This window comes from Rufibacter roseolus, from assembly GCF_017916365.1.
Lineage (GTDB): Bacteria > Bacteroidota > Bacteroidia > Cytophagales > Hymenobacteraceae > Nibribacter > Nibribacter roseolus.
Genome location: NZ_JAFMSU010000001.1, coordinates 1,258,448 through 1,281,224, shown reverse-complemented (window position 1 = coordinate 1,281,224; position 22,777 = coordinate 1,258,448). Strand labels below are relative to the sequence as shown.

Below are 22,777 nucleotides of genomic sequence, written 5' to 3'. Positions count from 1 at the left end.
CCATAAAAGGGGGATATTGCAGCCAGCTGTTTCTGGATAAGCCGGTAACTTGTACCTTTAGTTACAGCTTCTTTTTATGCGGCACCTCAGGGTATTTCTTCATTTGTCAGGAGTATTGATCGGGCTTTTACTGGGCCTGACGGGGAATACCATGGGGGCACCGCACCCCTACATTTACCAGCACCTGGACCGCGAAGACGGCCTGGCCAGCAGTATTGTATTGGCCATTCTGCAGGACCGTGACGGCTACATGTGGTTTGGCACCGACAACGGACTGCAGCGCTACGACGGTCGCCAGTTTCTCCATTACAGGTATGACCTAAACAACCCTAACAGCCTGGCTTCTGATATTGTGGAGGCGCTGCTGCAGGACGGGCAAGGCAACATCTGGATCGCCTCTCCCGCGCAGGTCACGCGCTACTCCCCCACCCGCGGCACCTTCACTCGCATTCCCATCCAAACCGCCGCCCGGTTCACCAGCGGTCCCCGCCGGTGGCGCCTCCGGCAATGCCAAGGTACCATGATCCTAGAAGCCGGAAACCAACAGGAGCAATTTGTGTTCGCACCCAACCAAAAGGCTTTTGTAGTGCCTCAGGCAGCCGGTGGAAAAATAGCCTCGTGCCTCCAGAAAGTTGAGGCAGCTCCTGTTCCCCAGCCCAGTGTGGAGCCTTATGTGTATCTAAAAGATAACCGGGAAACGCTTTGGGCCGCTTCGGAGCAGTTGTGGGCCCAGGCGCCGGGAGCCACCACCTTTGATTTGATCCCGCAGCACAATGACTTCCGGCACGGCCTTGACTTTGACCAGATCTACAGCATTACCCAGAACCAGGAAGGCACCATCTGGCTGGGCACGAACAAGGGAGTGTACTACTTCAACCCTGGGCAGCAGCGTTTCTTTTCCGTAGACTCAAATACCAAGGATCTAGCCGTGGTCTCTGGTTTTCTGGAAACCGCCGCGGGTGAGATCTGGGCCGCCACCCTGAACCAGGGAATCCAAGTGTATGACCAGGAGTTCAGGCCTTTCAAAGATTATGCATTAGGTGGTTTACAGGTCTGGTGCCTGGTAGAAGATCGTCGGCACCGGGTTTGGGCCGGTGCCTCAGACGGCACGTTACTTTTGATGGAACCGGGCAAGTCGGCTATCCGGCACATCAATCCGCCTACGTTGATGGGCCAGAACATCATGAAGGCTACTGTGGATGCCTCGGGGCAAATATGGTGGGGCACTAATCAAGGGCTTTTGGTACAGCATGATCCAGAGAAAGGGCAATTCAAGTCTTTTTCTCTGCAGGAGCAGGCACCCTCCCAAACCATGGGGCAGATCAAAAGGCTATTGTTTGGCTTGGATGGTACCTTGTGGTTGGCCACTGCCCAAGCCGGCGTCTTGCGGGTTGACCCTAAAACGGGCAAGATCATGGCGCATTACTCCACCGCCAGCCGTCCTAAGGGCCTGCTCAGCAACGCCGTGGGTGAGATAATTTGGCACGATGACCACACCCTGGCCATCTCCACTAGCCTGGGCATCCATTTCCTGAACGTGCAGACCGGCCAGATCACCGCGCTCACCACCGCCAACGGTTTGCCCTCCAATACCATCCTGAACCTGGTGAAAACCCCGGACAAGCACCTGTTCTTCACCACCCAGTTCAGCCTGGGCCGCTGGAATACCAAGACCAAAACCGTTACCGGCTACGGTGCTCAGGATGGGCTGGTGAAGGAATCCTATGCTTTCAATACTGGCTATACCCTGAAAGATGGACGGATACTGGTAGGAACGCTCCAAGGTTTCTACTACTTTCACCCAGACAGTCTCAACTGCTCTGCCGCTCTGCCCAAGGTTGCCATCACCGGGTTCAAGGTGTTTGACAAAAACATCCCGCTAAACGAGGTTATCACGGGAAAAGAAGGCCTGCACCTGACCCATAACCAGAACTTCTTCATGGTGGAGTTCGCTTCCCTGAGCTATTATGATGACGCCAAGATCCAATACGAGTACCAACTGGAAGGCGTGGACCAGACCTGGCGGCAGGCGGGCCGCAACCGCTTCGCCAGCTACACGAACCTAGACGGCGGCGATTACCTGTTTAAAGTAAGAGCCCGCCGCGACGATGGTGCCATTACCCCGCAGGTGACTACCCTACGCCTAGTCATTTCTGATCCTTTCTGGAAAACCTGGTGGTTCCTGGGCCTGGTCTTTCTCCTGGTGGCCCTCGGCTTGTATGGGCTCTACCGTCTCCGGATCAACCGTATACTGGCTCTGCAAGCGGTGCGCACCCGCATTGCCCGCGACTTGCACGATGACATGGGCTCTACCCTCAGCACCATCACCATTTTCTCTGATCTGGCCAACCAGCAGGTATTGGGCAACCCTGCGTTGGCCCGAGGCTACCTGCAGAAAATCAGCCGCTACTCGCACCAGATGATGACCGTGATGGATGACATTGTCTGGTCCATCAATCCGCATAATGATCTGGTACAGAACCTTGTTTCGCGCATGCGGGAAGTGGCCACTGAGGTTTTGGAAGCAAAAGATATAGCCTTTTGCCTGGAAGCAGACCCGGCGGTGAATAACCTTCGGCTTGGGCTGGAGGCGCGGTATGATTTCTTCATGATTTTCAAGGAAGCCATTAACAACATCGCGAAGTACGCCCACTGCCGCCAAGTCTGGATGAAGATAAAACTGCAGGAGAACAATCTGCATCTTGAGATTAAAGATGACGGCCAGGGGTTTGACACAGCCCAGGCCAGCAGCGGCAACGGCTTGCTGAACATGCAGAAACGGGCCCAGAACATCAAAGCGACCCTGGACATCAGCTCGGCACCCGGACAGGGCACTACCGTTTCACTAACCGCACCACTTTCTAAAACAGCCTTCCACCCCCTACCCGTATGATAAAGATCCTGCTCTATGAAGACAACGCCCCGTTGCGCGAGGGCCTTTCCATGTTGTTCAACGGCACCGAGGGCTTCTCGGTGGTAGGTGCTTTTCAGAACTGTACGCAGGTGCTGCAGCAGGTAACCCAACTCTCCCCCGATGTGATCCTGATGGACATTGATATGCCGGGCGTGGGTGGCATTGCCGGCCTCAAACTCATCCGGAGCCAGTTTGACAAGATGAAGGTGGTGATGCTTACCGTGTTCGATGATAACCAGAATGTACTGGAAGCCATGCAGGCCGGTGCCGATGGGTACTTGCTCAAGAAAACGCCGCCCGCCAAACTCCTGGAAGCCATTGTGGATGTCTACGAAGGCGGTGCCCCCATGACTTCATCTGTCGCCCGCCAGGTACTGCAACTATTCGCGCACCAAACCCCTAAAGCCACGGCGCCTCAATACCAACTCAGCGACCGTGAGAAAGAAGTATTGCACTGGCTCGTGAATGGCTACTCCTACAAAATGGTGGCCGCACAGCTCTTCATTTCTTTGGAGACGGTGCGCTCGCACGTGAAGAAGATTTACGAGAAGCTCCAGGTGAACTCCAAATCAGAGGCCGTCGCAAAAGCATTCAAAGACAATATCCTTTGATTCTGCTGCCAGAGATCAGGTAAGGCGAAACCAGCCTATTTCCCCGAAAACGAGACCAAAACAGCACATTAAATTCTTGGCTCAGGGCCATAGCCAAACCGGAAGATTGAGGTGATCCCGTTTGGTATCGAACCATAAGATTGGTCAAATTCCCAATCCTGCTTCTAGTCGAAGCTCTGGACTTTGGTACGTTTTAGACCTGTTTCCTTGAAAACAAGCCTGAAACGACAAAGAGACAAACACCTGGTTCAAGTTTTCAACTTGAACCTACTATGATCGGAAGTTTGAAACTTCCGTGAGGCGTAAGCCTCAAACCAGCTATGCTGATCTGCCGGCTTACGCTTCACGCCAGAATAAACAGGCCTGGGCTCCTCTCGGGAGAAGCAAAGAAAAAGGCACTATCCTTTGTTTTAGAGGCTATTTCAAGAAAACAACCCCTAAACAGGTATATCAGCCCAACAATCAACCGCGCCTTTTTAATACAACTACTTCTTCAACGGGGCGCCAACCGGAATGCTACAGTCATGCCCGGGTTGGCCATGCGGTGGATTCATGCCTTTGGCCGTAACCACCGGCGGGCCTACAGGTAGAACCGGCGCCGGAGGCAAGGTAGCAGGTCTTGAGGCGGACGGGGTGGTGGCGCTGGAACTTACCGTTGTGCCCGGAGGCGAGTCTAACCGCGCACCAACCGGGATATCGCATCGGTGGCCAGGCTGGCCGTGGGCTGGGTTTAAGCCGGCCGTTACCGCAGGCTGCGGAGAGGTCACCGGTTGGCTAACAGTAGCCGCTGGCTGGCTGGAAATTACCGGGGCAGAACTGGAGGAATAGGTAGTTACCGGCAGAGAGGTATTATTCCCGGCCCCTGCACCAGAGGCGGCTTCTTTTTTACTTTCGGCACAACCAGCCCCAAAGAGCAGAGAAGCGAGGAAAAGGACCTGAATCGTATTTTTCATTATTGATTTTTAGTTTTCAAGACGAAGATTAACATACATTATCTGCTGCTTTCCCCAGCTGCCCACAAGTCGCTTTCTCAGTTCAACATGGGGTTCTGCGGAAACTTAGAGAGCTTTGATTTGGAGGCGAAGATCAGCACCTGAATCATGATCCCGATGCCTATGACCAGCACAAACGCCAATTGGGTAAGGACCGCAGACCCAGCCATCATCTGCTTGGTGGAATCATTCAACCGCTTGCCCTCGGCCACCTGGATGCTGGACAGGTGGTTTAGGTAATTCGTGGCCAGCTGGAATCTGGCGTCCAGCTTTTGCTTGGCTGGCTTAGCGCCCTGGCCTCCCAGTTCTTCCAGATATTGGTTCTCCAAAGTTTGTAGGGCCCGGTGGTTCTGGTTGAAGGCCGATAAATAACGGGCCTCGGACTGGGTTAACTCGGTTTTACCAAATTCTGTGAGGAGCGTGGCAATGGCCGTGTTGTTTTCTTTCAACCCCAAGGACAACTTCCCGTCATTCCCGGCATAGAAAGAATTATCCAGCAGCATTTTCTTCTGGTACAGGTGCCCCGACAGCTGGTAGATGTAGCTTTCCACCAGCAGTCTGTCCTCGTACACCGTAGCGAAGGAAGTCCCTAGTTTGGTTACGGTCTTGTTGTCCAGCGTATTCTTAGCCAGCACCAGCACCATGATGACAGCCAGCAGCAGCGCGGCCTTTGTTTTATGTTTTAAACTATATACCCATCTCATCTTTCCGGAAATTAAAGAGTAAAAAACAGAAAGGGAAAGCACTTACTAGACACCAACTCATGCAAGCTGCAGAAGAGAGACAAGGCTTCGCCCTGTCAGGAAGTTACAAAATTTACACTGTAAAAGCCAGACATTTACTAGGCCAAAGGAGATCCTTATGATAGATTAAAACAGAGGGAGAAGCAAGCGATAATGAAGGTGTTTAGGACCTGTTTTCTAAGAAACAGACCTAAACGCCTTTCTCTTAAGCCCAGCGGGAGTTCATCTCCAAGAAGAAGGCATCGTTCTCCTGGCGAGAGGCGTTTCTTCTCACCTCAGAGGTCCCAAAACCAACTTCCAGTTCGCCGTTGTCCACGCGCTGCATGACAGAATCTGCGAACTCATCCAGCGGCACCCCGAAGGTATGCAGCCCGGTACCACCTAAATCTGTGTTCACGGCGGGCGGCACAATCTCCACCACCTCCACGTTGGTTTTGGAAAGCAGGTACCGCAAAGACATGGTGAAAGAGTGCAGCGCGGCCTTGGTGGCACAGTATACCGGCGCGAAAACGCCCGGCGTAAAGGCCAGCCCCGAGGTCACGTTCACGATGGCCGCGTGCGGCTGACTCTTCAAGTGGTTCACAAAAAGGCTGCACAGGTGAATGGGAGCCTCCAGGTTGATGGCAATTTCCTGCTGCGTTTTGCTCCACTCTTCCTGCTCTGAAACCAGGTTTACCCGCCGCTGGATGCCTGCATTGTTCACCAGCACATTCAGGTTGGGAAATTCAGCGGTGGTCCATTCCAGCAGCGCAATGCGCTCGGCCTCGCGGGCCACATCGCAGACCAGGGTATGCAGTTCGGGGTACTTCTCTTTTGCCTCGTTGAGTTTATCTGAGCGACGGCCGCAGATGATGACGGTGCTGCCAGCCTTCAAAAAACGCTCGGCAATGGCCAGTCCAATTCCGGAGGCGCCTCCGGTAACCAGCACTGTGTTTCCAGCTAGTTTCATCTTTTCTTTTTGGGATAGGTGTAAGGAAAGAATTTACCCGTGTTTACTCCCAGGCTGGCGAGGAGGTTCTACTTGTCTTAGATGAAATAGGCCTGGGGTTGTCATTTACGTCTTTCCTCAGGGGTTCTAGGTTCTACCTGGCTTATTGTTTTATGAGTGTTTTCTCAAAATCAGCTTAGAAACAGTCCCGCGCCTTCGGCGGAGTTCATCAAGAAGCCAGCCCCCTCCCATGACTTGAACTGATTCACTTCCTCAGATTGCCTGGTTCAGGTTTTCAACTTGAACCAGGCAATCTGAGGAAGTGAATCAGTTCCGGGAGAAATGAATCAGCCCGCTACTGGGAGGCGGAAATAGTAACAACCGAATTTAGCTCAGGCACAGCGCGAAATCACTTTATAACCATAAAACAAAAAGCCTCCCCTGCTATGCAAGGGAGGCTTTTCTCAACCGTTTTCCAGAAATTACTCCTGGATACCGGGTACGCCCAATGGAAGGGCGCTGTGCCAGTCAAAGTCCGGGGCTTTCTTCTTGGTTGGCGCCAGTTCATCCAGCGTGCTGGCATCGTAAAGACGACCGTTACGCATCACGTACTTGATGGTGTTGGTGTTGCGGATGTTCTCCAACGGGTTCTGGTCCATGATGACCAAATCAGCCAGTTTGCCGTTCTGGATGGAGCCCAGGTCACCTTCCAAGCCCAGGGATTTCGCGCCCAGGATGGTGGCTACTTTCAGGGCATCCAGGTTCTTCATGCCGCCCGACTGGATAGACCAAAGCTCCCAGTGGTAACCCAGGCCCTGCAACTGACCGTGCGAGCCTACGCCAGCCAGACCGCCGTCTTTCACCAGGTTGTTCACAAACTCCGCGTGCTTGTCAAAGATGTGCTCTTCTTTCATGAACCAACCTGGTCTGCGGCGCGATTTCTCATCCAGCTCCACTTTAGGCGTGAAGTAGTTCAGCTTTTTGTCGCCGGCCAGGTTCTCAGTGGCATAGTAGTAGTTCTCGGCCCATGGTCCGCCGTAAGACACCAATAATGTAGGCGTGTATGCGATCTGCGACTTAGAAGCAAAATCAATCACGTCTTTGTACAGCGGATAGATAGGGTACGAGTGCTCGTGGCCAGGGTAGCCATCCAGAATCTCGGTTAGGTTCAGTTTGAAATCCAGACCACCTTCCGTGGTAGGCATCAGGCCTTGCTCTTTGGCGGCCATGATAATCCACTGACGATGCTGGCGGTTACCCACCATGTACATTTTGATGGTCTTGGTGTTGTAGTAGTCTGAGTACTGCTTTAGCACGCTCTTGGCGTGATCCAGGCTCTTCAGGTTGTATGACCAGTAGCCCACGCCCGGACCGGTAGAGTACACGCGTGGCCCGATCATCTTGCCGGTTTCCACCATGTCAGCGTAGGTCAACACGTCGGTAGTGGCGGTTTGTGGGTCGCGGGTGGTGGTCACGCCGTAGGCCAGGTTAGCGGCGTAGATCCATACCTGGTTGGAGTGCACGCCCCAACGTGGCCACATGTGCGCGTGGGTATCTATGAAGCCCGGGGTAATGGTTTTGCCTTTCACGTCCATCACGGTGGCGTTCTGCGGCACGGTCAAGGTACCGGAAGCACCTACGGCCTTGATGCGGTTGTCCTGGATGAGGATATCACCGTTCTCAATCACCTCATCGCCGTTCATGGTGATGATGCGGGCACCTTTCAACAGGATGTTTCCGGTTGGGATATCGCGCGGCACGGTGATCGCGATTCTGGTTTCCACCGGCTTGTAGCCTTCAATCTTCACAGCCTCTTTGGCGCCGGTACTGTCTTTCTTGGCTTCGGTAGCAGGTTTGGCGTCTTTCTTCAGCTCCTCAGCGGCTTCCATTTCGCGTTTCTTCGCGAAAGCGGCGTCTAAATTGTAAGCGAAGAAAGCGTTACCGATAGACCAGTACACGCTCTTGCCATCAGCTGACCAGCTTGGGAACTGACCACCTATATCTGTTAACTTCCAGGACGGGAACTGAGAGCTAGCTACGTCTGCCACGGAGATGGTAGGCGTTTCACCGCCCACAAATGGGATGGTCACCACGTAGATCTCGTTGTTGATCAGGGCCAGGGCTTTGTCACCTTTGGGGGCCTTGATCACGGTAGTGGCGGTAGAAGCCTGCATTTGCGGCTCACGCTCGTTTACGTGCGTGTTGTGGCTCATCTCCTCCTCCAGCATATCGGCGAACGATCCGAAGGTGGTGATCCCTTTCACTTTCACGTACGGCTTCTTGTCGGTACCATCCCAACGGATGGAGATCAATCCGTCAGTAGAGCTGTACAAATGGATGCGGTCATCGCCCTGCACAAAGTGCGGGTTCGCACCCAGGTTGGCTTTGGTCACAAACGTGCTGGGTCCGCCTTTAGACGAGATCCAGTTGATGGTCTGGCGGGAGTCAAACGCGCCCGGACCAGCCGATTCACGGTAGGTCTGCGCAGAGCCTTTGATGAACACGATTTTATCGCCTTTAGGCGACCATACCGGCTCCTGGAAAACCGAGTTCTCCTGGCTTAGTTTTACCGGTTTCGCTTTGCCGTTGGCCGCCACCTTGTAGATAGCACCGCCGGTTTTCTCGTGCCAGGTCACAAACACCAACTCCTTGCCATCTGGCGACCAGGCGGGCTGCGCCTCGGTGAAATCATTGGTGGTCACCCGTTTCGGGGTACCGTTCGGATAATCGGTGATGTATAATCGGTCCAGCGCGGTGAAGGCCAGACGCTTGCCATCCGGTGACATAGCCGCATCGCGGATCTGCGTCACCTTCATGGTTTTGTCATCGTTGATGGGGTACTTGAACTCCAGCTTAGGCCCGATCGCGATCTTGGTGTTCACCTCAAACGGGATCTCCTTGGCCTGGCCGCCGCTTACCGGAATGCGGTAGATCTTTCCGCCGTAAGACGCCACCAGTTCTTTGCTGTCGGGCGTGAACGACATAGCCGGTAACACCCCTAGTGGCGCTACCGATTCCTGCTCATCGCGCTGCACCGGATAGGCCAGCCACTTCTCATCGCCCGATTTCAGGTTCTGCACAATGAGGCCGGTTTGGTTGTTGTGGCGGGTTCCGTAGACCAGCATGGTGCCATCCGGCGACAAGGTGGGCGAGAACGCCGAGCCGTAGCGCGAAGTTCTTGTATCCGTCTCACCGGTCTCGCGGTCCAGCGTGGCCAGTTGGTACTGCGGCAACTGCGCGTTGTAGTTCCAACCACCGGTACGGCGGGCGTACCAGATATAGCGTGGGTCTTTGCCGAAGGCCGGCTCCACGGTTTTCAGGGTCTCGGGCGTTTTGATCAGCTGCGTTCCGCTACCGCTGTCTTTGTGGTACAGGTGCAGTTTCAGATTCCGGCGTCCCTGCGACACCACCAGGTACTCGCCATCGGGCGTCCACTCGGCGGCCTGGAAGTTCTCGTTTTTGCTTTTGCTGATTTGGCGCGTCTTTTTGGTAGCCAAATCCATCACCCACACGTTGTCATTGCCATCGCGGTCCGAGAGGAACACAATGGATTTTCCGTCCGGGCTGAAACGCGGCTGCACGTCCAGGGCCATGCCTTCGGTGAGCTGCTCGGCTTTGCCACCGGCCATGGGCAGTAGGTACAGATCGCCCAGCATGCTGAAGATGATCTGTCCGCCGGCCGGGTGCACGTCTAGCGCGAGCCAGGAGCCTTCCTTGGTGTTAATGTCAATGGTGCGGCCCGCCTCTAAAGGCAGGTCTTTCTTCTCTTCTTTTTTGGCGCCGTCCTTCTTTGCCGGGGCAGGGGCGTTCTGGGCCAGCGAAGGATCCACGAACAGCCCCAGAGTGCATAGCAGCAACACGGGTTTCCTCCAGCCAGAGACATGGTTGGTAAAAAACTGCTTCATAATAAAGGGGTTAGTAGGGTGATAGTTTGGGATTTGTGAAGATAAGGATTGTTTTGATAAGTCTCTGACCTTCACTTTGGGAAAAGTGCTTTTGAGATGGTTTTGGAAGATTGCCCAAGAAATGGATTTGGGGTTCTAACCATCAGACTTGAAGACCTCTCCCTTTACGGCTCATTTTCTAAAAATGCTTACTAAACGCACGTCCCCCTTTGAAGGGGGTAGGTGGATGACCTCTTCTGCTGACTCTTCTTCTCTCTTCTCTGGTTCAAGTCTGTGACTTGGACCTACCATGGGCTGCAGTTTGCAACTGCAGTGAGGCGTGAGCCTCAAACTTGCCTTGGCGCGGATTTACTTCCGTGGCTTTCCTTCTATTGCCTCTACTTCCTACTGCCTTCCCTACTATCTCTTTGGCTGCAGCCGCGGCCTGCGGGCGTTTGTCACTTTTCTCCTTGATGAGAAAAGTAACCAAAAGAATCAAGAAGCCTCAAACTCGCTGACGCTCGGACAGTGAGGCTTCCATCAAGGTACCACCCCGCTGCCGTCCTCTGTTCCATAGCTAATGCAGGCCACTACCAAATGAACAGTTCATCCGTGCGGCAGGCCGTGTCTCGGCCTCACTGTAGGCCTTCGCCCCGGCCCGCCGCAGGAAAACAGGTGTTTGTGCATTAGGTTAGGTGATCATGTAGAGACAAGGCATGTCTTGTCTCCCACGGGTCCTCCGCAACGGCTGCGACTGGCAGTTACCAAGAAGGGCACCTACAAGAGGTGCCCCTACATTCCTTATCGTTCCCTCGCTGCCTCATCCGCCGTTGTTGGTGTTATCACCAACAACCAAAACTGCCCTACCATCACCCTAAAATCAAAAACCAACCGGAGCCCCTAAACGCAATTCGGGCCTGTTTCTGGTAAAACAGGCCCGAAAGGGTGATGACAAAAATGGTGCAGCTGCTTACGCGAGCAGGGTATTTTTCACGTAGTCGCGGCTTTGCTTGATGCTCTTGAAGGGGTCCATGCCGGCGGCGAAGTTTTCCTGCTCCACGAAAATGCGGTCCAGACCGGAGGTTTTAGCCTGCGCGAAGATGGCCTTGTAGTCCATGGTGCCGCTGCCAATCTCGGTGTTGAGGTCAGGCGAGTTTTTATCCATGTCTTTCACGTGCCACATCACAAAACGGCCTTTGTGCTGGTTGAACAGGTCTACCGGTTTGCGGCCGGCCTTTTCCATCCAGAACAGATCGGCTTCGAAGCTTACCAGGGCCGGATCGGTTTCCTTGAGCAGGATGTCGTACCCGGTGGTGTTGCCGTATTGTTTGAATTCGAAATCGTGGTTGTGGTAGGCCAGTTTCAGGCCTGAGGCTTTGCATAACTCCGCCGCCTTGTTGACTTTCTCAGCGATGTTCTTGTAGGCATCTGCGCTGTTTCTCAGCTCTTCGCCCAGGTAAGGCACCGTGATGTATTTTTGGCCTACAATGTTTCCGGCCTCAATATAGCGCTTTACAATGTCGGTGTTGCCGTCTTTCATGTACTGGCCAAACTCATAGTGGCCGCTCGTAGAAACCAGGTTGTTGGCTTGCAGCAGTTCTTTGAAAGCGTTCGGCTGAAGACCCCAGTAGCCTTTGTCTACGGAGTAGCCGTAGGTTTCCACATCATTGTATCCGGCCTGGGCCACTTTGCCTATCACGCCTTTCGGGTCATTGGGCAGCAGCTCGCGCAGGGTGTACAGCTGGATTCCTATGTCACGGATGGCCCCGGTGGCTTTGCCCGTGCTGGCGCCAGCGGTGCTGGTGTCTGTAGAAGCATCCGCAGAGGCATTATCAGTATTAGTGGTTTTAGAGGAATCACAGGAGGCAAGCAGCGACGGCGCGAAGGCGACGCCCGCCGACAGCAAACCCAGCTTCTGCAAAAAAGATCTTCTGTTGTTCATTTGGCTTTGGTGCTTAGTAGAAGGTTGATTGGTTAGAGTATTCTTTGATGGGCAGGCCGCTCAGACATCACAGATCTGGATGGCTTGCCGCAATGATTTCAATTTGTCTTTGGCCTGCGGAATGAATTCCTGCGCCACGAAGCCTTTAAACCCCGTGTCTTTGATGGCCCGCATGATGGCCGGGTAATTGAGCTCCTGGGTATCATCAATCTCGTGGCGGCCCGGCACGCCGGCGGTGTGGTAATGCGCAATGTACTGGTGGTTGTCTTTGATGGTCTGGATCACGTTGCCCTCGTCTACCTGCATGTGGTAGATGTCATACAGCAGCTTGAAGTTCTCAGAGCCCAATCGTTTGGCCAGCTCAGCGCCCCAGGCGGTACGGTCGCACATATAGTCCTTGTGGTTCACTTTGCTGTTCAGGAGCTCCATCACCAGTACCACTTTGTGCTTCTCGGCCAGGGGCAACAGCTTTTTGAGACCTTCCACCGAGTTTTTGAGCCCGGTTTCATCATCCAGGCCGTTGCGGTTCCCGCTGAAGCAGATGAGGTTGGTGTAACCGGCCTTGGCTACGAGCGGGATCATCTCTGAGTAGTTTTTCACCAACGTGGCGTGGTACTGCGGATGGTTAAATCCTTCGGTGAGGCTGATCTCCGCGCCGTTGCACATGGTGGAAACCAGGCCGTGTTTTTTCAAAATGGGCCAGTCTTTGGGACCAACCAGGTCAATGCCCTTAAGGCCTATTTCCTTCGCGGCGGCGCAGAGTTCCTCCACTGACAACTCATTGAAGCACCAGCGGCACACCGAGTGGTTGAGGTTTCCTTTCAAAGTATAGGCAGCTTCTGTTTTGGGCTCGTTTTGGCCAAAACAGGCCAAAGGCCCGGCTGCGGTAAGCGCCGCCGTTCCGGCCAGGATGCCCTTGATGGCCGATCTTCTGTTTTTATCTGACATTGCGTTATTCTCTTAACAGAGGGCCTACAGCCGCTTGATCATGATGTTCCGGTACCACACATCATCACCGTGATCCTGCAACGCGATCTTCCCTGATTTGAACGCCCCGAAACCGGCCATGTCTTTGAACTTGCTCCCAGCCACCATCTTTTTCCAGTTATCGTCCCAGAGGGTGGTGGAAACCACTTTGGTGCCGTTCTGGAAGATGTCCAGACGCCCATTGTTGCTGATGACCTCTACCTGGTTCCACTCACCGGCGGGTTTAGAAGTTTCGGGGTTGCTGGCGATGAGGTCATACAGGTCACCGGCGCGGTGCTTGTGGATCTTGGCATCGGGGTGACCGGCGTTGTCCAGGACCTGCACCTCGGGGCCGGTGCTCCAGGTGTTGGGGTATTTGGTGGGCTCGTCCTGCACAAACAGAATGATGCCGCTGTTGCCGTTGGCCGCGATTTTCCAATCCAGCTTGAGATGGAAGTTACCGTAACTCTCCGCCGTCACAATATCGCCGCCGTCACCGGGCTGCCAGTCCTGCTTGTGGGCAGCATCCAGGTGCAGGGTACCGTTTTCCACTTTCCAAGCCTTGCCTACTTTGGCCTGCCCGTAGGTATGCCAGCCCTGGGTGGTTTTACCGTCAAAGAGTGGCTGCCAGGCTTCAGAGGCAGAACCACTTGATTTCTCGTTGGCCGTCATAGAAGTCTGATGCGTGGAAGATTGGCAGGCGCCCAGAGCGCCCAGAACCAGTAGCGGGAGAAGGTGGCGGAGGGTCGTCATAGGATGCCTTTATTTTTTAAGAGACAGAATGTACTGGGCCATTTGCTTTGCATCTTCCTCACTCAGGTTAGGGTGCGCGGTCATAGCCACTTGTCCCCAAACGCCGCTACCGCCTTTGATGATTTTACCGGCCAGGTACTCAGTGTCTTTCTCGTTGTTCTCGTACTTCTCAGCCACGGCCTCGTATGCCGGCCCTACCAGCTTTTGGTCTATTCTATGGCAACCGGTACAATCTGAACTGGCGATCAGTTGAGCTCCTTTCTCGTGCACTTCCCCACCGCCGGTGCCGGCGGAGCGGTTGGTTCCTATGTCCATACTGGCGGTGTCTGCATCTGGCTGGCGGGTGGCCGCGCTCATGGAGGCCGAGGAGGCTGAATCTGCGTCTGTGCTGGCTACCGCCCCTTCATTGGTGGTGGAAGAATTGCTGTTACAGGCTGCCATGAAAGCGCAGCAGCTCAGGAGAAGGAATACTTTTTTCATAGGGTGTACGCGTAATTCTGTGGTTGTAAGTTAAGGTTAAATAGATGCTTTGGTATTTCCTGTCACTCATTTCCGGTTCCGGTGCCTGACCTTAGCCATGGCTGATTTCAATTGCCGCAGCAGCGCCGAGGTTTCGTTTTAGGCCTGTTTTCCCAAAACCAGCTTAAATATGGCGTTTTATCCGGCAATTCCCGCTTCTGCCCCAAATTCTAATTTTGAGCGCAAAAGCGGGAAGCACTTTCTGGCGGAAACCATTCTAAGCCAGGCAAACCGTTCAAGCCAAAGGCTTAGGTGGCCCAGGCTTTGTCGCCCTTCTTATAAGGCATGCAGGCGTCATAGCGGCCAGGCACCGGCAGGTAGCGAAGCGCCTGCGTAGCACCCACCTCGGAGGTGAAGAAACCCAGCAAAGTCAGCTCCTTCATCATCCGGAAGTAGTGGTTAGGCTCTTCTTCCTTTTTGTTTTTCTGATGGTTTTTCTGCTCGTTGTCCAGCTGAGTCAGCAGTTGGGTGCGCTGCTGCGGCGAGGCTTCCATGAACTTCTTATCGAACTTCTTTTTGCTTTCTTCATCAACTTGGGAGATGCCTTTCATGAAAATCTTCTGGTCTTCTGGTGTGTAGCAGTCCTGCACCATGTTGGCCATGAACAAACCAATCTTGGCGGCCTTGGCGCCGGGCGTGCTGGTGGCAGGCAGAATGGTCTCCCCTACCTCATCCAGAAACGTGACCTGGTCCTGGTCAAACATCTTGTTCACCTTGGCGGCACTGCTGGTGCAGGACACCAGGAACTCAGCCCCGATGAGGGTACCGCCCAGAATCCAGCCCACGGCGGCAATCGCTTCTCTTCTATTCATAAGTAAACCTTTTATGGCTTATTTTCTTAAAATCTTGTCTAAACTGATAAATTTCTTCCATTCCCCCTTTGCAGGCTTGGGCTGAATAATCTTGTCGATAATGGCATTTTCGTATGTAGGGGCAATCCCTTGTGGTTGCCCAAGATCCGTAGCCAAAGCTTTTCCTTCCTCTAGCGACCTTGTCATCCCCCTACCCCCTTCAAAGGGAGACGGAATGCGACAACTCTTTCCCTTGGCCTGTCCCCTGACAGGCCAAACCATTGGAGGCTGTTTTTCCTGTACCCTTTCGGTCTGTCAGGGGACAGACCGAGGAGGAGCCTTATCAACCCTAGCCTTTCACAGGGGGACGGAATGCGACAACTCCAAATTATAGGAACTTCCTAATTTAAGCCCCCAAGGTCCAGCCGGCGCGGTAGTCGCGTTTCACAAACTGGTTTACCTCATCAAAGTTGGTGACGCGCATGTTCTGGTTGTCCCAGAGCAGTTTCACGCCGCGGCCTGGATAATCAAAGCCGTTGCCGGCGGGCCGGCGCACGTCCGTGCCGCGGATGGCGAGGTTGGCCATGAGCAGGGCCTCGGTGAGCGGACCGGCGATTTCAAACGGAGAGCTTACCTCCATCTTGCCGTAACCGGCCAAGCAAGCCTCTACCCACTGGGCGTAATGACCTTCGGCCCCGCCGGGTACCCGGGCAAGCTTCTGCTTCACTTTTACCTCGTTGGTGCGCGAAGTAGGCAGTAAACGCGGATTGGCGCCGTAGGTGCTGCACATCATCTTACCTTTAGTGCCCACGAAGAGCGTTCCGTTGCCGCCGTCTCCGAACACTTCATTGGCGCCCAGTTCCTCGGGGCGTTCCGGCTGGATGCCCCCGTCCATCCAGTGGATGGTGACGGGCTGTTTGGTTTTATCAGTTTTGGGGAACGTGAGGGTCACGTGACTGGAAGGCGGACAGCTCTCGGGGAAGTACCCGCGCTTGAACTCGTCTACGTACACGGTGCCCACGCTGGCCTGCACATCGGTGGCATAGGTCAAATCCAGCACTCTGAACGGAGCCTCCAGCAGGTGGCAGCCCATGTCGCCCAGAGCGCCGGTGCCGTAGTCCCACCAGCCGCGCCAGTTGAAGGGCACCAGTTTGTTCACGTATTCTTTGTAAGGAGCGGTGCCCAGCCAAAGGTCCCAGTCCAGCCCGGCGGGCACCTCGCCCTTGGTGGCGGGCCACTGGATGCCTTGCGGCCATACGGGGCGGTCCGTCCAGGAGTAGACGGTGTGTACCTTACCAATGAGCCCGGCATCATACCACTCCCGCATCTGGCGCACGCCGTCGCCGGAGGCGCCCTGGTTACCCATCTGGGTGACCACTTTGTAGCGCTTGGCGGCATCGGTGAGCATGCGGGCCTCGTAGATGTCATGGGTGAGCGGTTTCTGCACGTAGACGTGCTTGCCCAGCTGCATGGCCGCCATGGTGGTCACGGCGTGGTTATGGTCTGGCGTGGAGACAGAGACGGCGTCAAAGTTCTTGCTCTCCTTGTCAAACATCTCGCGCCAGTCTTTGTAGTATTTGGCTTTGGGGAACCGCTGCCGCGACTTGGCGGCGCGGGTGTCGTCCACGTCGCAGAGGAAGGCTATGTCGGCTTTGCCGCTGTCATAGAAACTCTTGATGTCGCTTTCGCCTTTTCCGCCTACGCCCACGGCGGCAATTCTTAACCTATCGCTGGGGGCGGTGTAGCCTTTGCCGCCCAGCACGTAGCGGGGCACAATCATGAACCCGGCTGCGGCCAGGGCGCCGGTTTTCAGGAACTGCCGGCGGGTGTTGTCCTGCGGGGCAGGCTTGTTTTCTTCTTCGGCCATGAGATTATCTATAGAGGGGTTTTAGATGTTCATTTTTTTCAATTCACTAACGGCGTGGTCCACAGCGCGGGCAGTAAGGGCCATATAGGTGAGCGATGGGTTCTGGCAGCCCGCCGAGGTCATAGCCGCGCCATCTGTCACGTAGACGTTGGGCGCATCCCACACCTGGTTGTACTGGTTCAGCACCGATGACTTAGGATCGCGGCCCATGCGGGCGGTGCCCATTTCATGGATGCCCTGCCCCATGGCGTAACCGGCATCATAGGTTTCCACGTTCTTGAGACCCGCAATCTCCAGCATCTCTTTGGCATCGTTGGCCATGTCTTTGCGCATTTTGTGCTCGTTTTCCTTTATCTCGCAGGAAATATCCAGCACCGGCAGGCCCCACTTGTCTTTTTTGTCTTTGCTCAGTTTCACCATGTTCTCGTGGTAAGGCAGCGTCTCCCCGAAGGCGTTGATGCCCATTGTCCATCCGCCGGGCTCGCACATGGCGTCTTTGAGATCACCCCCTATGCCCATTTCCGCGATCTCGCGGCCCCAGCCGGTGCGGCTGGCGCTACCCTGGTACCCGAAGCCCCGGATGTAGTCTCGTTTCTCGCCGTTTATGTTCCGGAACCTTGGGATGTAGATGCCGTTGGGCCGGCGGCCGTAATAGTATTTGTCTTCGTAGCCTTCCATATCGCCTTTGGCTCCGGCCCGGAAGTGGTGGTCCATGAGGTTATGGCCTAACTGGCCGCTGCTGCTGCCCAAACCGCCTTCCCACACATCGGTGGCCGAATTCATCAAAACCCAAGTGGAGTTGAGCGTGGAGGCGTTCAGGAACACCACTTTGGCGAAGTACTCATAAGTTTGGTTTGTCTCCGCATCCAGCACCTCCACGCCTTTGGCCTTTTTGGTGTCTTTGTCATAGAGGATCTTGGTCACGATGGAGTGCGGCCGCAGCGTGAGGTTGCCCGTAGCCATAGCCGCCGGCAGCGTGGCCGACTGCGTGCTGAAATACGCCCCAAACGGGCAGCCCAGCCAGCATTTGCTGCGGTACTGGCAGTTGGTGCGGTTGTTATGCGCCGCGGTGAGGTTGGCCGTGCGGCCGATGATCAGGTGCCGGTTGCCTTTGTAATGCGACTTGATGCGGGCAGCCACGTCTTTCTCCACGCAGTTCAGTTCCATGGGCGGCAAAAACTCGCCGTCCGGCAAATGCGGAATGTTCTCTTTGGACCCGCTGATGCCCGCGAATTTCTCCACGTAGCTGTACCACGGCGCCAGGTCTTTGTAACGGATAGGCCAGTCCACCGCGATGCCGTCTTTGGCATTGGCTTCAAAGTCAAGGTCAGAGAGGCGGTAGCTCTGGCGACCCCACATGAGGGAGCGGCCCCCTACATGATAGCCACGGTACCAGTCAAAACGCTTGCTTTCAACGTAGGGGCTTTCCTTCTCATTCACCCAGTAGTCCAGGTTGGCCTCATTGAGGGTGTAGTCGCGCTTGAGTACCGGGTAGTTGTCAATCATTTCCTGGGTGCGGCCGCCGCGGTGAGGCAGTTCCCAGGGGTGTTTATTTGCGTTAACGTAGTCTTTGACGTGCTCAATGTTGCGGCCCCGCTCCAGCATAATGGTTTTGAGGCCCTTTTCAGTGAGTTCTTTGGCAGCCCAGCCGCCGGAGATACCAGAACCTATGACAATGGCATCGTAATGATTATCGGCCATAAAAGAAGATGGTTAGCTTAGTTGTTTGTTGGGTTTGGGTGGTGTTTTTTGCTTTTAAAATAAGGTAATGACAACCTGAAAGACATTACCTACCCCCTTGTTGTGAGAGTATCAACAAAATGGCTTTTTAATAATAAAATTTAAAAACAGCAAAAGCAAGCGCACCCCGCTAACTGGCCGCAAAAAACTGAAAATTCGCTTTGTATTGGTTAAATCACCACAATGGTTCTGCTAAAAGGATTTACTAATAGATAAACTTTTCATCTACTTTGGCAGAACAGCCTCAAAACGGAAACCGGCACACTGGGTTTGTTTTTGGGAGATTGGTTTACTATATCTGCGAAAATGGGAAAACCGTTTCTGGCCTTCTTTTCAAAAACGAGCTTAAAAAAGGAACAACGAAAGAAGGCTTATACAAACCCGGCTTTGCCAATAACCCTAAAAGCAGAAGCGGGAACCCGATGACCGGGTTCCCGCTTCTGCTTTCTGTTTTGGAAGGACTTATCAACGCCCTTGCACGGTGATGTCTTCTTCCAGAATCTCGCTCTGGCGCAACTGCACCGGGGAGGTTTTCTTGCGCAGTTTCATGTTCAGCATTTCCACTACCAGGGAGAAGAACATGGCAAAGTAGATGTAGCCCTTAGGAATGTGGGCGTGCAGCGCCTCTACCACCAGCATTACCCCAATCATGATCAGGAAGGAAAGGGCCAGCATCTTAACAGTTGGGTGCGTGTTCACGAAATCGCTCACGTACTTGGCAAAGGCTAGCATGATACCCATAGAAATAATCACCGCCATGATCATTACAATCACGTGGTCAACTAAACCTACGGCTGTTAAGATAGAGTCAAAGGAGAACACAATGTCTACCATCACAATCTGAACCAGGATCTTACCCATGGTAGCGGTACCGCCCGCCGCACCATGCTCCTCTTCCTCGCCTTCCAGTTTGTTGTGGATCTCGGTGGTACTCTTGGCCAGCAGGAACAAGCCCCCGCCAAATAGAATAATATCGCGCCAGGAAACAGCAAACGGCTCATCCAGCCACGGCAGGTTCCAGGTGAACAGCGGTTGGTTCGCGTTCACAATGTAGCTGATGAAAGACAGCAGGATAATCCGGAACACCAGGGCCAGCATCAGCCCGATGGTGCGGCCCCGGGCCTGCTGCTCGCGCGGCAGCCGCGATACCACAATGGAGATGAACACAATATTATCAATCCCCAACACCACTTCCATAAAGGTAAGGGTGAGGAGGCTTAGCCAGACATCTGGGCTGGAGAATACATCAAACATAGTTTTATTTATTCAGATAGTGCGTAAAAGGGAGCAGGTAAAGGCATTTAAACGCAGTCTCAGGAACTGGGTTAAGCAAACCAGGGTTTGCCGCCTTCAATTAAAGTATAATTACGGTACGGGCAGGCCCGCTTATGATTTCATGTTCACGAACTGCAGCGGAATACCCAGCTCGGCGCGGCGCAGCATGCCAATCACCTCCTGCAGGTCATCAATCTTTTTGGCGGTCACGCGCACCTGGTCGTCCATGATGGCGGGGGTCACCTTCAGCTTGCTGTCTTTGATGAGCTTGACAATCTTCTTGCCGTCTTCTTTGTCAATGCCGGCGCGCACCTTCACGTCTTTCTTGATCATGGGACCGCTGGGCGTGGCCTCGTTGCTGAAGTCCAGCGCGGTGGCGTCTATCTGCTGCTTTACAATTTTGCTCAGGATAATGTCTTCAATCTGGCGCAGGCGCATGTCATTCTCGGTGACAATGTGCACCATATTGGTTTTCTTGTCCAGCTCCACGCTGCCTTTGGTGTCTTTGAAGTCATAGCGACTCTGGATTTCTTTCTTAACGGTATTGATGGCGTTGTCTAGGGTCTGCGGATCAACTTTGCTCACGATATCAAATGAAGGCATGGTAGTTGTGTTAATTAAAATGACAGGTATTTATACGGTTTTGTATCAGGATGCCGAACAAAGTTACTAGTTTAGCGAAATTTTACGGAAAAGAGCTTAAAAACGCAGTCATGCAAATTATTCAGCCCTCTACCTTTCACGAGTTTGAGCAGTATTACCGGTTACGCTACGAAATGTTACGCAAGCCCTGGCATCAGCCGGTAGGCAGCGAACGCATGGACGACGACAGCGAAGCAACCCACCTGATGGCCATTGACGAAAACACTGGCGAGATCATGGGTGGTTGCCGCGTGCACATGGAAACCGACTCTGAGGCCCAGCTCAGATTCCTGTCTGTAGCCCCCAAGTACCAGAACAAACAAGTAGGCCGCCGTTTACTGCAGGCCGTGGAGGAAGAATCACGCAAAATGGGCGCCAAAGAGCTCATTGTGCAGGCCCGCGAGTACGCCAAAAACTTTTACAAGCGTAACGGGTTTACAGAAGAGTATCCAACCCACCTTCTCTTTGGCGAGGTGCAGCATTACCAGATGCGCAAGCCCCTTTACTAACAGCGCCGGATAAAGGCATTGCTCCGCTTGCCACCTGCTTTTGCCAGACCATGGGAGCGGGAGCAATCTTTTATCTATCCTGTCATGAAAAAATCACTTGTCTTTGCCGGAGTTGGCGTTGGTTTGCTGGTCGTAGGAGCTTTGTTCCTGGCCCTCAAACCCAAACCCGCCCCTTTGCCCACTGTCTCCTCTGTGGACCTGCAGCGCTATGCCGGCAAGTGGTACGAGATCGCGCTCATCCCCAACCGTTTTGAGAAAGGCTGCCACTGCACTACCGCCGTGTACACGCCCAGAGAAGGCTACGTGGAGGTGAATAACTCCTGCCGCAAAGGCAGCGCGAGCGGCAAAGAAGATGGTGCCCTGGGCAAAGCCTTCCCGGTGGAAGGCAGCAACAACGCCAAGCTGCGGGTGCAGTTCTTCTGGCCTTTCCGGGGCGATTACTGGATCCTGAGCCTGGCCGATGATTACTCCCATGCCCTGGTGGGCTCCCCTGACCGGAAATACCTTTGGATTCTGGCCCGCACCCGTACCTTGGATGCAACGGTGCAGGAACAACTCACGCAAAAAGCTCAAGCCTTGGGCTTTGACACCCGAAAACTGGTCAAAGCAGATCAAAGCTGCTCAGACAGATAACGTCCCTCCTGAAATCTGATCAAACCTCTGCCTTGGGGTTGCCGGGTGGGTCTATTTCGCCTGCCGGTGCCTTGGGGGTCTGCTGTAAAGCCAAGACAGCCCTTAATTCTTCCCGTAGTTGTTTCATTTCCAGGTGCAGCTGCTCAATTTGGGTAGCTCCGGCTACTTCAGAGTTTTTGCTCGCAGCATCCTGGTCCAGGAAAAAACTGGCCAGCAAAGCGGTGAAGTACCCAAATACGGCAAACCCATAAAGCGCCAGCACAAAACATAAAGCCCGCCCCTCGGGGGTTTTTGGCCAGTACTCACTGCCTAAGGAGATCAGGATCATGGCCGTCCACCAAAGCGCTTCCCCGTAAGAAGAGATACCTCCTGCCACCTCATTTTCAAACGCGTACATGCCGGCGGCCCCTGAAAATAAAACAGCCAGCGAAAGGGTCAGCATATAGCCAAAGCCCCGGCGACCCATGGTGGCGCCCAGGCTTCTCATGCCCCGGTTCAACGAACTCAAGACCCGCACCAATCTAAAGCCCCTTACCGCCCGCACCGTCCTGAATACCCGCACAAACCGGGTCAGCCGGAAAACCCGCAAGGCAGGCACCGCCAGGGAAATAGCGGTGAGCCAGTTGGTCTTCAGAAACGCGCCTTTTTCTGGCGCCAGGGTAAACCGAAGGACAAAATCTAGGATGAAAACAATCCAGATGGCGTAGTTGAGCATTTGCAGCACCGCACCCAGCCCCCAGATCAGTTCTACTACCAGCAAGACCAGCCACACAAAGCCCAGAAAGATCATAGGTCCTTCCAGGGCGTGCTGAATGCGCCGGAGAAGCTGCCGGCGTTCGTGGTTCAGGGCGGTTTTACCGGGTGTTTCCGGCTGGGTAGGCGAGGGATGCATCAAAGGTTCTTTTTGTAAAACATACGCAAGCAAAGGGGAAGGGTAAAGCCACTCTGCAAGGGTAAGCCAGTGACTGGTTTCACGGCTATACAATGGCAGGTATTTTAGGGCCATTTTTGGAGAAAAACCCTTAAAAAATGGTTTAATCCTATTCTTTAACAAGGATATATGTAACC

The 22,777-nt window shown here is 54.1% G+C and carries 18 protein-coding genes; 4 read left to right on the top strand and 14 right to left on the bottom strand.

Annotation, left to right across the window (positions count from 1 at the left end; genetic code table 11):
- Positions 1-76: 76 nt before the first annotated feature.
- Both J3P35_RS05240 and J3P35_RS05235 read left to right on the top strand, forming a co-directional pair.
- On the top strand, positions 77-2,893 hold the full coding sequence (locus J3P35_RS05240; RefSeq protein ID WP_210463303.1) for a sensor histidine kinase: 2,817 nt from the start codon (positions 77-79) through the stop codon (positions 2,891-2,893).
- On the top strand, positions 2,890-3,525 hold the full coding sequence (locus J3P35_RS05235; RefSeq protein WP_210463302.1) for a response regulator transcription factor: 636 nt from the start codon (positions 2,890-2,892) through the stop codon (positions 3,523-3,525). The genes J3P35_RS05240 and J3P35_RS05235 overlap by 4 nt, the downstream gene beginning before the upstream one ends.
- A gap of 485 nt (positions 3,526-4,010) precedes the next feature.
- Here the strand turns inward: J3P35_RS05235 and J3P35_RS05230 are convergent, their stop codons facing one another.
- The 13 genes from J3P35_RS05230 to J3P35_RS05170 form a co-directional block, all read right to left on the bottom strand.
- Positions 4,011-4,478: a hypothetical protein gene (locus J3P35_RS05230; RefSeq protein WP_210463301.1), complete on the bottom strand. Its 468-nt coding sequence runs from the start codon at positions 4,476-4,478 to the stop codon at positions 4,011-4,013.
- A 77-nt stretch (positions 4,479-4,555) separates the two neighbouring features.
- Positions 4,556-5,221, bottom strand: coding sequence for an MCP four helix bundle domain-containing protein (locus tag J3P35_RS05225; protein ID WP_210463300.1), 666 nt, complete (start codon positions 5,219-5,221; stop codon positions 4,556-4,558).
- Between the two features lie 244 nt (positions 5,222-5,465).
- Positions 5,466-6,209: an SDR family oxidoreductase gene (locus J3P35_RS05220; RefSeq protein ID WP_210463299.1), complete on the bottom strand. Its 744-nt coding sequence runs from the start codon at positions 6,207-6,209 to the stop codon at positions 5,466-5,468.
- Positions 6,210-6,670: 461 nt separating this feature from the next.
- Entirely contained in the window at positions 6,671-10,093 is a 3,423-nt protein-coding gene (locus tag J3P35_RS05215; protein ID WP_210463298.1) for an amidohydrolase family protein, read from the bottom strand.
- Positions 10,094-11,042: 949 nt separating this feature from the next.
- Positions 11,043-12,014: a sugar phosphate isomerase/epimerase family protein gene (locus J3P35_RS05210; RefSeq protein ID WP_210463297.1), complete on the bottom strand. Its 972-nt coding sequence runs from the start codon at positions 12,012-12,014 to the stop codon at positions 11,043-11,045.
- Between the two features lie 60 nt (positions 12,015-12,074).
- A complete protein-coding gene (locus tag J3P35_RS05205) occupies positions 12,075-12,962 on the bottom strand; it encodes a hydroxypyruvate isomerase family protein (protein WP_210463296.1) in 888 nt (295 codons plus the stop codon).
- Positions 12,963-12,986: 24 nt separating this feature from the next.
- Positions 12,987-13,733, bottom strand: coding sequence for a 3-keto-disaccharide hydrolase (locus J3P35_RS05200; RefSeq protein ID WP_210463295.1), 747 nt, complete (start codon positions 13,731-13,733; stop codon positions 12,987-12,989).
- A 9-nt stretch (positions 13,734-13,742) separates the two neighbouring features.
- Positions 13,743-14,213, bottom strand: a complete 471-nt coding sequence (locus J3P35_RS05195) for a c-type cytochrome (RefSeq protein ID WP_246849965.1) — start codon at positions 14,211-14,213, stop codon at positions 13,743-13,745.
- A gap of 287 nt (positions 14,214-14,500) precedes the next feature.
- Positions 14,501-15,064, bottom strand: a complete 564-nt coding sequence (locus tag J3P35_RS05190; protein WP_210463294.1) for a gluconate 2-dehydrogenase subunit 3 family protein — start codon at positions 15,062-15,064, stop codon at positions 14,501-14,503.
- A gap of 385 nt (positions 15,065-15,449) precedes the next feature.
- Positions 15,450-16,910 (bottom strand): Gfo/Idh/MocA family protein, encoded by a 1,461-nt coding sequence (locus J3P35_RS05185; protein WP_210463293.1) that lies wholly within the window; start codon positions 16,908-16,910, stop codon positions 15,450-15,452.
- A gap of 21 nt (positions 16,911-16,931) precedes the next feature.
- Complete coding sequence (locus J3P35_RS05180) at positions 16,932-18,611, bottom strand: GMC oxidoreductase (RefSeq protein ID WP_210463292.1); 1,680 nt, start codon at positions 18,609-18,611, stop codon at positions 16,932-16,934.
- Positions 18,612-19,115: 504 nt separating this feature from the next.
- The gene (locus tag J3P35_RS05175) at positions 19,116-19,904 is read right to left on the bottom strand and encodes a TerC family protein (RefSeq protein ID WP_210463291.1); all 789 of its coding nucleotides are present in this window, start codon (positions 19,902-19,904) and stop codon (positions 19,116-19,118) included.
- A gap of 132 nt (positions 19,905-20,036) precedes the next feature.
- Positions 20,037-20,528, bottom strand: a complete 492-nt coding sequence (locus tag J3P35_RS05170) for a YajQ family cyclic di-GMP-binding protein (RefSeq protein ID WP_210463290.1) — start codon at positions 20,526-20,528, stop codon at positions 20,037-20,039.
- Positions 20,529-20,638: 110 nt separating this feature from the next.
- Between J3P35_RS05170 and J3P35_RS05165 the strand changes: the two genes are divergently transcribed.
- Positions 20,639-21,076: a GNAT family N-acetyltransferase gene (locus J3P35_RS05165; protein ID WP_210463289.1), complete on the top strand. Its 438-nt coding sequence runs from the start codon at positions 20,639-20,641 to the stop codon at positions 21,074-21,076.
- A gap of 84 nt (positions 21,077-21,160) precedes the next feature.
- On the top strand, positions 21,161-21,709 hold the full coding sequence (locus J3P35_RS05160; RefSeq protein ID WP_210463288.1) for a lipocalin family protein: 549 nt from the start codon (positions 21,161-21,163) through the stop codon (positions 21,707-21,709).
- A gap of 19 nt (positions 21,710-21,728) precedes the next feature.
- Here the strand turns inward: J3P35_RS05160 and J3P35_RS05155 are convergent, their stop codons facing one another.
- Positions 21,729-22,601 carry an ion transporter gene (locus J3P35_RS05155; RefSeq protein ID WP_210463287.1) on the bottom strand — a complete coding sequence of 291 codons (873 nt, stop codon included), beginning with the start codon at positions 22,599-22,601 and terminating at the stop codon, positions 21,729-21,731.
- Positions 22,602-22,777: the final 176 nt, after the last annotated feature.